Here is a 12276-nt window from a genome sequence, read left to right as displayed (position 1 = left end):
GACAAGACGATGGAAGCGATACTTGCCGAAGACGGCGTCGCGGAAAACAACCGAAGCCGGGAAAAGGCCATGCGCGCCGACTACGCCGCGCTCGGCGAACAGCTCGACCGGCGCGGCATGGCCATCGACGCCATCCTGAAAAAGGTGGAAGCCTTCGGCGTCGCGGTTCCCTCCTGGGGCGTCGGCACCGGCGGCACCCGCTTCGCCCGCTTCCCCGGCGACGGCGAACCGCGCGACATCTTCGACAAGATCGAGGATTGCGCCGTCATCCAGCAGCTCACGCGCGCAACGCCAACCGTTTCGCTCCACATTCCCTGGGACAGGGCAGACCCGAAGCGGCTGAAGCAGGCGGCCTCGCGCTTCGGGCTGGGGTTCGATGCCATGAATTCCAACACCTTTTCCGACGGCGCCGGACAAAGCCTGTCCTACAAGTTCGGATCGCTGTCGCACACCGACGCCGCCACGCGCCGCCAGGCGGTCGAGCACAACATCGAATGCATCGAGATCGGCAAGGAACTCGGCTCCAAAGCGCTGACGATCTGGATCGGCGACGGCTCGAATTTTCCCGGCCAGGTGAACTTCGCCCGCGCCTTCGAACGTTATCTCGAGGCGGTGAAAGCCATCTATGCCGAATTGCCGGACGACTGGCGGCTGTTCACCGAGCACAAGATGTACGAACCGGCTTTCTATTCGACGGTGGTGCAGGACTGGGGAACCAACTACATCATCGCCAGGGAAACGGGCGAGCGGGCCTATTGCCTTGTCGATCTCGGCCATCACGCGCCGAACGTCAACATCGAGATGATCGTGTCGCGGCTGATCCAGTTCGGCAAGCTGGGCGGCTTCCACTTCAACGATTCCAAATACGGCGACGACGACCTCGACGCCGGCTCGATCGATCCCTACCGCCTGTTCCTCGTCTTCAATGAACTGGTCGATGCGGAGCTTGCGGGAGCGAAAGATTTCCGCCCTGCCCACATGCTCGACCAGAGCCACAACGTCACCGACCCGATCGAAAGCCTGATGCTGTCGGCCGCCGAGGTGCAGCGCGCCTACGCGGCGGCGCTGCTGGTCGACCGCGAAGCGCTCGCCGGCTACCAGCAGGACAACGATGCGCTGATGGCGACGCAGACGCTGAAAACCGCCTTCCGCACCGACGTCGAGCCGATCCTGGCGATGGCGCGCTTCAATCGCGGCGGGGCGATTGATCCGATCGCGGCTTATCGCGCCAGCGGCTATCGCAGGAAGGTCGCCGGCGAGCGGCCGGCTGTCGCTTCGGGCGGCGGCGGCATCGTCTGACGCGCCGCCCGCATGCAGGTACGGTTGCCGGCGTCAGGCCTTGCGCGGGCGGGCGACGTCGTTGGAACCTTCCGCCTCCGGGCCGAGGCCGTAGCTCATGCGCTTCATCTGGTCGATGACGCGTCCCATTTCCTCGTCGGAGAGAACCGGCGGCTCGCCGAGGGTGAGCGCCTGCACATAGATGCGCGACAGCGTCTCCACCTCGATGGCCAGCCAGAGCGCGCCTTCCATGTTGGTGCCGAGCGAAATCTGGCCGTGCTGGCCGAGCAGGCAGGCCTTGCGGTCCTTCAGCGCGGCCAGCGCATTGTCGGACAGCGCCTGCGTGCCGAAGGTGGCGTATTCGGCGCAGCGTATGGTGGTGCCGCCGGCCACACCGGTCATGTAGTGGAAGCTAGGGATGGTCTTGTGATGGCAGGCCAGCGTCGTGGCGTAGACCGAGTGGCAGTGCAGCACAACGTTCATGTCGCCGCGCTCCTTCAGGATGTCGCGGTGGAAGCGCCACTCCGACGATGGCCGGCGGCCGACATAGGTGCCGTCGAAGCCCATCTCGACGATATCGTCGGGCGTCATCGTGTCGTAGGGCAATGACGACGGCGTGATGAGGAAGCCGTCGCCGGAGCGCACCGACAGATTGCCGGCGGTGCCCTGGTTGATGCCGCTGGAATTCATCCGCCGGCAGATCGCCACCATCTCTTCCCGCAAGGCACGTTCGTTACTCATGGTCTTCATCCTGTTCGTGGTTGTGTGCCGGTCGCGCGGCACGGCTAGATCGGCTCTTGGGTAAGCCGGGCAAGTTCGTAGAGTTTCGCCTGACGTCGGGACAGAGCCTGCCATGCTGGATAGGCCGCCGGGTCCGGATCGATTTGGCCCGCCGTGCGGGTCATCGCTGCGGTGGCCGCGGCGAAATCGGCATGCCAGCCGGCGCCGACGGCGGCCGCCATGCCCGCTCCCAGCGCCGAGGCTTCGTCCGACAGGCTGCTGACCACCGGCAAGCCGGTGGAGTCGGCGAGCATCTTGCGCCACAGGCGGCTGCCGGCGCCGCCGCCGATGGCGAGGATGCGGTCGGGCTGCAAGCCCATCGACCGCATCTGCTCGAGCGCGCGGGCGAATTCGAGGCTGATCGCTTCCAGCGAGGCGCGATAGAGATGGCGCATGCCGGTCGTCGCGCCCATGCCGGTGAAGGTGGCGCGCGCGTTCTCGTCCCAATGCGGATCCATGCAGCCGAGCAGGTAGGAGCAGACCATGACGCCCTCGGACCCGATCGGCAGCCGGCTCGCCTCCTCTTCCATGCGGGCGAAGATGGCCGGATCGGCCCGTCCTCCGGCGAAGGTGTCGAGCAGCCAGTTGACGAAATAGGCGCCGCCGCGCTGGCAACTTTCCAGAAGATAGCCCTCACCGGTGGGGGAAACCAGCGTGCGCCAGAAACGGCTGATCTGCGGCGTCGCCGACCACATGCCGCCCACCACGGCCGTACCGAGATTGAGATAGACGATGCCGGGGCTGATGGCGCTGACCCCAAGTGCTGCGCAGTGGCCGTCGCCGCCGGCGGCAAATACCGGCGTGCCGGCCCGCAGGCCCGTTGCGGCGGCGGCCTCGGCGCTCACCGTGCCGATCGCCGAGCCGGGCCGGTGCAGCGCCGGCAGTTTCGCCTCGTCGATGCCGAGCGCGTCGAGGATGGGCTTCGACCATTCCTTGCGCCGGATATCGAAGATGCCGAACGGGTCGGCGCTGGTCCAGCTGGCCGAGGCTCGGCCGGTCAGCTTCATGGTCAGGAAGTCGTGGACGCTGAAGATCCATCTGGCGCGGTCGAGCAAGTCGGGCTGGTGCTCGCGAAAATAGCGCAGCCGATAGACGCAAGGGATCACGTCCACCGGCTTGCCGGATATGGCGTGCAGTTCTTCGCGCCCGACCTCGGAAGCCAGCACGTCGACCATCTCGTGCGCCCGCCCGTCGAGCCACAATGACGCCGGCGCCAGCGGCCGCTCGTCAGCGTCAAGCAACACCATCGTCTCGCGCTGGTTGGAGATGGCGATGCCGTCGATCAGGCCGGGATCGACCTGCCCGGTCACCATGCGCAGGGCGGCCTGGGCGGCGATCCACCAGTCGTCGGCGTTCTGCTCGGCATGGCGCGGCGCGGGCGTGCTGATGGCATGCGGGGCGCGGCCTTCGGCACGCGGCGTCCCGTCCGCCGTCCAGGCGATCGCCTTGACCGACTGGGTCGATGAATCCATGCCGACAACGTAACGCTCGCCAGGCATGCGGTTCTCCTTCCAAACATGGCGCCACGGCCGGCGTCGTGCTCGCACCCGGCGAACGGCTCAACCGGCCAGCAGCGCCTCTCCCGTCGCGACGTCGGTGACGAAATGCGTGGCATAGCCGGCCTCGAGCGTGGCCATGATGGCCGCGATCTTGACCGGGCCGCCGGCAACGCAGATGCGGCTCTCCACCTGTTTCAGTTCGTCCAGCGAGATGCCGACCATGCGCTCGTCGTGATCGCCGCCGATCGGCCGGCCCTGGCTGTCGATGAAGCGGCCAATGATGACGGCGACCGCCCCCTGCCGCACATAGGCGTCCATCTCGGCACCGCTGGCGATGCCCGAGCCGCGCACCGTCGAGCCCGGCCCGATATCGCCGACGCCGAACAGGATGCGGTTGGTTGAGTGGATCAGCTCGAACTGCTTCTTCAGCACCGGTTCGTCGAGCAGCATGGCCTTCAGGCCGCGCGTCGACAGAACGGCCGGTGCGAGCAGGTTGACGCAACGCGCATGGATGCGGTTCGACAGGACCGAGGTGCAAAGTTCCGGCGAGAATTCTGGCTCCCCGGTCGAACTTCCTGACACCTGCACGACGGTAACATTCCTGACCGGCTTGCGCAGCACGATCTGCTCCGCCACAGCCAAGACCGTGCGGCCCCAGGCAACGCCGATCGTGTCGCCGTCCTCGATCTGGTCCGCCAGGACGCGGGCGCCGGCATCGCCCAGCCGGCGCACCAGGCTCTGCTCCTCGCCGTTCGGAATGACGAAGACGCCGTGCAGCCCGAACCGGCTCATCAGATCGCGCGCAATCGCCGTGCGCCCGCTCGCCTGCGGGCTTATGTGGACCGAGACAATGCCGCGGTCCCGCGCTTCCTGGAGGTAGTTGACGATGGTGGCGCGCGACACCTGGAGGCGCTTGGCGATCTCGCTCTGCGTCATACCGTCGGCATAGTAGAGCCAGGCCGACCAGGTGACGGCGTCAGCGAATTCGGTCGGCAGCCTTGCGTCGACTTCCCTGCCGTCCCTGCTTGCCGCCTTGATGCTCGCCATTCGCAATCTCTGGTCCATCGCCCCGCCATTTGTCAACGGCATTTGTCTTATGTCTTGACTTCTGCCAATATCTGCTGTCGTTTGTTAAAAAGCGAGATCGGTACGGTCGGCATGATACAAAGCGTCCAGAAACAGAGCGGCGACACGGACAGGCCGGCGGGCGGCTGGACCGCCCTGATCGACGACGTTCTCGCCGGGCGCTGGGTCAATCCGGAGACAGGCAAGACGCCGCGCATGCCCTACGACCGGATCGTCATCGAGGAAAACCTCGACGGCGCCGAAGCCGACCTCATCGACAGCCTCAAGCTGGGCGAACGCTTTACCGTCGTCGCCGATGCGGCGACGTGGGACGCCATGGGCGCGCGGGTCGCCCGGCGTCTGGAGCGGCTGGGGCCTGTCGACACGGTGATCCTCGATCATCCGCACGCCGACATGGCCAACATCGCGGCGCTGAAAGAACGGCTCGCCGGTGCGGAAGGCGTCGTCGCGGTCGGCTCGGGCACCATCAACGACCTGTGCAAATACGTCACCGGGCAGGACGGCCGCCGCTACGCGGTCTTCGCTACGGCCGGCTCGATGAACGGCTACACGTCGACCACCGCCTCCATCACGCTGGAAAACGGCCTCAAGGTATCGCTGCCGTCGCACGCGCCGGCGGGTTTCTTCGTCGATCTGTCGGTCAGCGCGTCAGCGCCGCGCCACCTTTCGGCGGCCGGTTTCGGCGACTGCCTCGTGCGCTCCGTCGCGCAGGTGGACTGGTGGATGTCGCACCGCATGTTGTCGACCTACTATTCCACGGTGCCCTACCTGCTCCAGGACAAGGACGAGGTGGAGCTCAATGCGCGCGCCGCCGGCATCGCCGAGGGCGATATCGCCGCCAACGGCTATCTGTACCGGGTTCTCACGCTGTGTGGGCTTGGCGTGTCCTTCACCGGCGTGTCGCATCACGGCTCGATGGGCGAGCACCAGATTTCGCACTACATCGACTGCTTCGCCGGCGACAAGCATCCCTGCACCCTGCACGGACAACAGGTCGGCGTCGCCACCCTCACGCTCGCCCGGCTGCAGAAGATGTTCCTCGACAGCGACAAGGCCCCGGTGATCCGGCCGACGCGCATCGACGCGGCCGGCATGGCGCGACGGATGGGCGACGAGATCGCAGCCCAATGCCTGGGTGACATCGCACCGAAGATATTCGACGAGCGTGCCGCGGCGGAAATGAACGAGAAGTTCAGCGAGCTGTGGCCGACGCTCAGGCGCGAGCTCCAGGCCTTCACCATCCCGGTCGACGAGATGGAGCGGCTGCTCGCGGCAGCAGGCGGACCGATGACCGCCAAGGACCTCGGCCTGCCGGTCGACTTCTACCGCGAGGCCGTCGTCCACTGCCGCGAGATGCGCAACCGCTATTCCTTCCTCGACATCGCCGCCGATGCCGGCATGCTGGAAGACTTCGCGGCGGGCGAGGTCTGACATGAAGCCGGTCGCAGCCATGCCGCTCGACGTCGCCGCCCGGATCTCGGTCGTGCTCACCGACATCGACGACACGCTGACCAACGAGGGGCGTTTGCCGGCAGCCGCCTATGCCGCGCTGGAGCGGCTGAGCGAGGCGGGCATCGCCGTCGCACCGATCACCGGCCGGCCGGCCGGATGGTGCGACATGATCGCCCGCATGTGGCCGGTCGCCGGTGTCGTCGGCGAAAACGGCGCGTTCTATTTCTCCTACGATGCGCAGGGGCGGCGCATGCGGCGCGTCTTCGCCATTCCCGCTGAACAGCGCGCGGCGGACCGCGCCCGGCTCGAGCAGTTGCGCGAACGCATCCTGGCAGCCGTTCCGGGGGCCGCTGTATCGGCCGACCAGCTCTATCGCGAGGCCGATCTCGCCATCGATTTCTGCGAGGACGTGCCGGCCCTGCCGCCCGAGGACGTCGACCGCATCAAGCGCATCTTCGAGGAAGGCGGCGCCGTCGCCAAGATTTCGTCCATCCATGTCAACGGTTGGTTCGGCACATACGACAAGCTGTCGATGACGCGGCGCTTCGCCGCCGAAATCCTCGGCATGGACATCGACGCTGAGCGCGAGCGCGTGGTCTTTGCCGGCGACAGCCCCAACGATGCGCCGATGTTCGCCTTTTTTCCGAATGCGTGCGGCGTGGCCAACGTCCGGCGCTTTGCCGGCCGCATCGAGGCCGAGCCAGCCTATGTCGCCTCGCGCGAAGGCGGCTTCGGCTTCGTCGAGATCGCCGACCGCCTGATCGCTGCGCGCAGCGAAGCCGCGCGGCATCGCGCGGCGGAATAGCCAGCCCGCCGCTCATCGAGGAGGAGCGGAAGGCGACGGAGAAAAAGAAGACGGCCGGTGGCGCGACAGCGCATCGGCTCGGGGAGGAATGACGATGACCGTTGCGCAAGTCAGGCGCATGTCTGTCTCGGATTCGCCGATACCCTGGCTGCTGCCGCTGGTTGCCCTGCTGCTCGTCTTTACGGTCTATCCGCTTTTCTACAACATCTGGCTCAGCTTCCACGAATACGTGCCGCGCAGACGCGCGCTGGAGTATGTCGGCCTCTCCAACTGGACGCAGCTGTGGGAAGACGCGCGCTTCTGGCAGTCGCTCACCATCACCTTCGTCTATTTCGCCGTCGCCCTGGCGATCGAACTGGTGCTCGGCATGGCGATCGCGCTGCTGCTCGACAGCGACGGTTTCGGCTTCGGTTTCCTGCGCGGCCTTTTGACGATGACGCTGGTCATCCCGCCGGCCATCGCCGGCATGATGTATCTTTTGATGGAAGACCCGCAGTTCGGCGTCATCAGCTACTTCCTGCAATGGACCGGCCTTCTCGATCCGGCCCACCCGATCCTGGCGACCGCCTCCACCGCGCTTGCCGGCGTGCTGTTGCCCGAGATCTGGCAGTGGACGCCGTTCATGGTGCTGATCTTCCTTGCCGGCCTCAGGGCCCTGCCGCCCGAACCCTACGAGGCGGCGATGATCGACGGCGCCTCGCAGTGGCAGATCTTCCGGCGTATCACGCTGCCAATGATGTCGAAGGTGATCGCCATCGCGGTGCTGATCCGCGGCATCGACCTGTTCAGGGTGTTCGACTACGTCTTCGTCATGACCTCCGGCGGCCCTGGGACGTCGACCTACACGCTGTCGCTCTATGCCTGGCAGCAGACGTTCAGCTTCGTCAAATGGGGCTATGGCGCGACGCTCAGCCTGGTCACGCTGGCCATCATCCTTGTCGTCGCCAGCCTGTTCATCAAGATTGCCAAGGTGAGGTGGTGAGATGAACGCTTCGGTCGCATCGCGCACGCTGCGCACGCTCGCCGCCTGGGTCGTCGTCGGGCTGTTCTTCTTCCCGATCTACTACTGGACATCGGTGGCGTTCAAATACGGCAACGACATCTTCAGCCGGCCGCCGAATTTGTTCCACTTCACGCCGACCTTCGACAATTTCCAAAAAGTGTTCGGCATCTCGCTCGGCAGCGGCGGCGTGACCGTGACGCCCGGCGGCGGCAATTTCTTCATGGCACCGCGGCTGTGGGATTCGATCGTGGTGGCGACGCTCTCGACGCTGGTGGCGATCGTCATCGCCACGCTTGCCGCCTATGCCCTGTCGCGGATGAACTTCCGCGGCCGCCACCAGTTCGTCAACTGGGTGCTGTCGACGCGCATGATGCCGCCGGTCGCCGTCGCCGTGCCGATGTTCTTCATCTACAAGGGTTTCGGCCTGCTCGACACCTTCACCGGCATGGTGCTGATCCATGCGCTGATGAACCTGCCGCTGGCCGTGCTGTTGATGAAGAGCTTCTTCGACGACATACCGGCCGAAATCGACGAGAGCGCCATCGTCGACGGCGCCAGCCGCTTCACCATCTTCCGGCGCATCGTCCTGCCGATGGCCAAGGGCGGCATCGCCGCCACTGCCGTGCTCTGCTTCATCTTCTCGTGGACCGAGTTCCTGTTCGCGCTGACGCTGACGACCACCGGACTGAAAACGGTGCCGGTTGTGTCCTCGACCTTCGTCACCTCGATCGGCACGGCCTGGGGCAACATGGCGGCACTGGGCGCGGCCTCCATCATCCCGGCATTCATCTTCATTCTGTTGGTTCAGAAGCACCTGGTGCGCGGACTCACCATGGGATCGCTGAAGCAATAGAGGGGAAAGGCTCAAATTCGCAGCCTTCGCAAACGCGAATTGAAACGGAGGAGTACACAATGAAAGACAGTATGAGAAAGGCCTACCTCGCCTCTGTCACCGACCGCTTCGTCAAGGGGCAGATGGACCGCCGTTCGTTCCTTCGCGCAGCCGGCAAGCTCGGCCTCGGCGCCGGCGCGCTCGGCATGGGTCTCGGCGCGCGTCCGTTCTGGACGATGAGCCAGGCGCAGGCACAGGACCAGGAGTTGAAGCCGAACGCCGACGTCATGAAGTGGCTCGCCGACGTCGGCAAGCCGTTCGCTGGCACGACGCTGAAGTTGGCGACGGAATCGACGCCGCCCTCCAACGCCATCGCCACCCAGCTCAAGCAGTATTTCGAGGAAGCCTCCGGCATCAAGATCGAGATCGAGGTGCTGCCGCTCGAGCAGGTGCTGCAGAAGCTGACGCTGGATGTCGCCTCCAGCCTCGGCACCTACGACCTCTACTACATCGACCAGAGTTGGGCGGCCAATTTCAGCCAGGACGTGTTCGACCCGCGCGAGCAACTCAAGAACGCCGACCTGGCGATGCCGAACTACAACATCGACGACTTCCTCAAGCCGCTGGTCGATGGCATCGCCATGTACAAGGACACGATGGTCGGCGTGCCCTACGACATCCCGATCTTCATCATGCAGTACCGCAAGGACATCTGGGACGAGCTGAAGCTGCCGGCGCCGACGACGATGGAAGACCTGCTCAACGCGTCGAAGGCCATCACCGACGCCAAGGGGCCGAACGTCTACGGCACCAGCGGCCAGATGAAGTCGGGCCACTACAGCCTCGAATGCGACTGGACGGCGTGGCTGTGGGGCCATGGCGGCTCGATCTTCGACAAGGACGGCAAGTTCAGCGGCAACGACGAGCGCGGCCTGGAGGCGATGGCCTACTGGGACAAGCTCAAGGCCACCATGCCGCCCGGCGTCAACGGCTGGACGTGGGACGGCGAAGGCCAGTCGGTGGCGCAGGGCGTCGCCGCCTCGATGCTGTCGTGGGGCGAGTTCTTCCCCTTCTTCGACGACCCCAAGGCATCCAAGGTCTCAGGCCTGATGGAAGCGATCGTGCCGCCGAAACCCACCACCACGCTGAGGACCGTGCAGGAAACCGCGTTCGGCGAAATCCCCGGCGTCGGCCATCAGGGTGGCTCGTCGCTGGCGGTGTCGAAATACTCGAAGGCACCGGACGCGGCCTGGATCTTCATGCAGTGGGCGACCTCAGCCGACACCCAGGCACTGATCACCGTGCTTGGCGGCGGCACCGGTCCGACCCGCAAGAGCGTCTATGACGATCCGCGCGTCAAGGCCAACGCCCGTGTCGGCGCCGGCACCACGCGCCACCTGCCGGTGGTGCGCGAAACCATCGCCAACTACATGGGCTCCGAGCCGGATCTTCCGGCCTGGGCGGAAATCTCCAGCGACACGATCCCCGTCGCGCTCGGCAAGTATTTCGCCGGCCAGTCGGGCTCCGCCAAGGAGACCATGGACGCGCTGAAGTCGCAGGTCGACGAGATCGTCGCCAAGGGCTGAATTCTGACCATCGGGGCGGCGCTCGCCGCCGCCCCGGCATAGCCAATCACGCAAGAGGGTATCATGGCCGACAAACCATTGGTGGCAGTGACGGGGGCAAGCTCGGGCATCGGCGAGGCCGTCGCCAAGGCTTTCTCGGCCGCCGGCCATCCGGTGCTGATGATGGCGCGCCGGCTGGAGCGCATGCAGGCGCTGAACCTTCCCAACAGCATGGCCCGCAAGGTCGACGTGCGCGATCGCGCTGAAATCGCCGCGGCCGTGAAGGAAGCGGAGGAGAAATACGGGCCGGTGGACATGATGTTCGCTAATGCCGGCATCGCCCGGCTCGCCGACATCGGCCGCCAGCCGCCCGAAGAATGGGACGAGATGATCGACATCAACACCAAGGGCATGCTGAACACCGTCCATGCCGTGATGTCCGGCATGATGGCGCGCCGCCGCGGCACGCTGTTCATGATGAGCTCGATCGCCGGCCGCAAGGTTTACCCCGACCATACCGTCTATTGCGGCACCAAGTTCTTCGTCCATGCGATTTCGGAGTCGCTGCGCGACTACCTTTCCGATTACGACGTGCGCGTCATCGTGCTTTCGCCCGGCGTCATCGAGACGGAGGTGTTGAGCGGCGTGCTCGATCCGACGACGCTTGCCAACTACAAGGCCAACAAGGTCAAGATGGGCGGCGGCATCGGGCCGGAGCATGTCGCGGGCCTCATGCTGCACGCCTATCAGATGCCGCAGAACGCGCTGGTCCAGGAAATCGTCATCACGCCAACCCGCCAGAAATACTGACGCGACGGTTCAGAGCCCGACGCGAAGGAAAGAACGGAACACTCACATGGCGACAGTGGAATACCGCAAAATCGGCAAGTCGTTCGGATCGATCAACATCCTGCGCGACATCTCGTTCCGCATCGGCGACCAGCAGTTCGTCGTCCTGCTCGGCCCCTCCGGCTGCGGCAAGACGACCCTGCTTCGCATGACCGCCGGCCTCGAGAGCGTTTCCGAGGGCGACCTGATGATCGGCGACAAGCGGGTCAACGACGTCCATCCGCGCGATCGCGACATCGCCATGGTGTTCCAGAACTACGCGCTCTATCCGACCATGAAGGTCTACGATAACATCGCCTTCAGCCTTGAAGTGGCGAAGATGCCGGCGGCCGAGATCAAGAACCGGGTGGAGCAAGCGGCCGAGATCCTCAACCTCACCGACTACCTACAGCGATATCCCAAGCAGCTTTCCGGCGGGCAGCGCCAACGCGTCGCGATGGGCCGCGCCATGGTCCGCGAGCCCTCGGTGTTCCTGTTCGACGAGCCGCTGTCCAACCTGGACGCCAAGCTCAGGGCGCACATGCGCACCGAAATCCGGCAGCTCCACAACCGGCTGAAGACGACCACCATCTATGTCACGCACGACCAGATCGAGGCGATGACGATGGCGGACACGATCGCCGTCATGCGCGCCGGCAAGATCGAGCAGATCGGCAGCCCCGACGAGATCTACGACCATCCCGCCAGCAAATATGTCGCCGATTTCGTCGGCGGATCGGCCATCAATTTTCTGCCGGGCACGATGGTCGCGGGCGCGGGCGGACCTGCCGCCGATACGGCGAGCGGCCGCATCGTGCTGAGTGGCGAGGTGTCGGCGAAGCCCGGCCAGAAGGTCATCCTCGGGTTACGTTCGACCGACGTGACGGTCGACAGCAACGGCCCGATCGCGGCCCGCACCGTGCTTCTGGAACGTTTGGGCCACGACGCTCAATTGTTCTGCAGCGGTCCTGACGGGCAGTTCGTGGCGGTGGTCGAAAAGGGTCTGCGTTTCGACGAAGGCAGCGAGGTCCGCTTCGCGATCCCGCCCGCCAAGGTTCACGTCTTCGACGCGGAGACGGAAGCGCGCCTCTAGGGCCATTGTGGTCAGGCACGCCGCCGTCCGAAACCGTATTGGAAAGGCTTGCACC

General features: G+C 65.3%; 11 protein-coding genes. 8 read left to right on the top strand and 3 right to left on the bottom strand.

Annotation, left to right across the window (positions count from 1 at the left end; all coding sequences use genetic code 11):
• Positions 1-9 precede the first annotated feature (9 nt).
• A complete protein-coding gene (rhaI, locus tag FGU64_RS19900; protein WP_139954723.1) occupies positions 10-1299 on the top strand; it encodes an L-rhamnose catabolism isomerase in 1290 nt (429 codons plus the stop codon).
• A 33-nt stretch (positions 1300-1332) separates the two neighbouring features.
• On the opposite strand, the gene FGU64_RS19895 is transcribed toward rhaI, so the two are convergent.
• From FGU64_RS19895 to FGU64_RS19885, 3 genes are read right to left on the bottom strand one after another with little or no spacing between them, the layout of a single operon-like run.
• The gene (locus tag FGU64_RS19895) at positions 1333-2028 is read right to left on the bottom strand and encodes a class II aldolase/adducin family protein (RefSeq protein ID WP_139954722.1); all 696 of its coding nucleotides are present in this window, start codon (positions 2026-2028) and stop codon (positions 1333-1335) included.
• A 35-nt stretch (positions 2029-2063) separates the two neighbouring features.
• On the bottom strand, positions 2064-3557 hold the full coding sequence (locus FGU64_RS19890) for an FGGY-family carbohydrate kinase (protein WP_139954721.1): 1494 nt from the start codon (positions 3555-3557) through the stop codon (positions 2064-2066).
• 60 nt (positions 3558-3617) lie between these two features.
• A complete protein-coding gene (locus tag FGU64_RS19885; RefSeq protein ID WP_246671161.1) occupies positions 3618-4604 on the bottom strand; it encodes a sugar-binding transcriptional regulator in 987 nt (328 codons plus the stop codon).
• 111 nt (positions 4605-4715) lie between these two features.
• Between FGU64_RS19885 and FGU64_RS19880 the strand changes: the two genes are divergently transcribed.
• The 7 genes from FGU64_RS19880 to ugpC all read left to right on the top strand — a co-directional run bounded on the left by FGU64_RS19880 (position 4716) and on the right by ugpC (position 12221).
• Positions 4716-6074 carry a sn-glycerol-1-phosphate dehydrogenase gene (locus tag FGU64_RS19880; protein WP_180375575.1) on the top strand — a complete coding sequence of 453 codons (1359 nt, stop codon included), beginning with the start codon at positions 4716-4718 and terminating at the stop codon, positions 6072-6074.
• A gap of 1 nt (position 6075) precedes the next feature.
• Positions 6076-6900: an HAD-IIB family hydrolase gene (locus FGU64_RS19875; protein ID WP_139954720.1), complete on the top strand. Its 825-nt coding sequence runs from the start codon at positions 6076-6078 to the stop codon at positions 6898-6900.
• A 94-nt stretch (positions 6901-6994) separates the two neighbouring features.
• Positions 6995-7882 carry a sugar ABC transporter permease gene (locus FGU64_RS19870; protein WP_139954719.1) on the top strand — a complete coding sequence of 296 codons (888 nt, stop codon included), beginning with the start codon at positions 6995-6997 and terminating at the stop codon, positions 7880-7882.
• A 1-nt stretch (position 7883) separates the two neighbouring features.
• Entirely contained in the window at positions 7884-8756 is an 873-nt protein-coding gene (locus FGU64_RS19865) for a carbohydrate ABC transporter permease (protein WP_136358491.1), read from the top strand.
• Positions 8757-8815: 59 nt separating this feature from the next.
• Positions 8816-10321, top strand: a complete 1506-nt coding sequence (locus tag FGU64_RS19860; protein WP_139954718.1) for an extracellular solute-binding protein — start codon at positions 8816-8818, stop codon at positions 10319-10321.
• A gap of 63 nt (positions 10322-10384) precedes the next feature.
• Positions 10385-11110: an SDR family oxidoreductase gene (locus FGU64_RS19855; RefSeq protein WP_139954717.1), complete on the top strand. Its 726-nt coding sequence runs from the start codon at positions 10385-10387 to the stop codon at positions 11108-11110.
• Positions 11111-11156: 46 nt separating this feature from the next.
• Positions 11157-12221, top strand: coding sequence for a sn-glycerol-3-phosphate ABC transporter ATP-binding protein UgpC (gene ugpC / locus FGU64_RS19850; RefSeq protein WP_139954716.1), 1065 nt, complete (start codon positions 11157-11159; stop codon positions 12219-12221).
• Positions 12222-12276 lie beyond the last annotated feature (55 nt).

Origin of the sequence: Mesorhizobium sp. 8, assembly GCF_006351905.1 — a bacterium.
GTDB lineage: Bacteria > Pseudomonadota > Alphaproteobacteria > Rhizobiales > Rhizobiaceae > Mesorhizobium > Mesorhizobium composti.
This window is presented reverse-complemented; position numbering and strand designations above follow the sequence as displayed.

Excerpts from the sequence above, each read along its gene's own strand:
- rhaI (WP_139954723.1), top strand. The coding sequence starts at position 10 with ATGGAAGCGATACTTGCCGAAGACGGCGTCGCGGAAAACAACCGAAGC.
- FGU64_RS19895 (WP_139954722.1), bottom strand. The coding sequence starts at position 2,028 with ATGAAGACCATGAGTAACGAACGTGCCTTGCGGGAAGAGATGGTGGCG.
- FGU64_RS19890 (WP_139954721.1), bottom strand. The coding sequence starts at position 3,557 with ATGCCTGGCGAGCGTTACGTTGTCGGCATGGATTCATCGACCCAGTCG.
- FGU64_RS19885 (WP_246671161.1), bottom strand. The coding sequence starts at position 4,604 with ATGGCGAGCATCAAGGCGGCAAGCAGGGACGGCAGGGAAGTCGACGCA.
- FGU64_RS19880 (WP_180375575.1), top strand. The coding sequence starts at position 4,716 with ATGATACAAAGCGTCCAGAAACAGAGCGGCGACACGGACAGGCCGGCG.
- FGU64_RS19875 (WP_139954720.1), top strand. The coding sequence starts at position 6,076 with ATGAAGCCGGTCGCAGCCATGCCGCTCGACGTCGCCGCCCGGATCTCG.
- FGU64_RS19870 (WP_139954719.1), top strand. The coding sequence starts at position 6,995 with ATGACCGTTGCGCAAGTCAGGCGCATGTCTGTCTCGGATTCGCCGATA.
- FGU64_RS19865 (WP_136358491.1), top strand. The coding sequence starts at position 7,884 with ATGAACGCTTCGGTCGCATCGCGCACGCTGCGCACGCTCGCCGCCTGG.
- FGU64_RS19860 (WP_139954718.1), top strand. The coding sequence starts at position 8,816 with ATGAAAGACAGTATGAGAAAGGCCTACCTCGCCTCTGTCACCGACCGC.
- FGU64_RS19855 (WP_139954717.1), top strand. The coding sequence starts at position 10,385 with ATGGCCGACAAACCATTGGTGGCAGTGACGGGGGCAAGCTCGGGCATC.
- ugpC (WP_139954716.1), top strand. The coding sequence starts at position 11,157 with ATGGCGACAGTGGAATACCGCAAAATCGGCAAGTCGTTCGGATCGATC.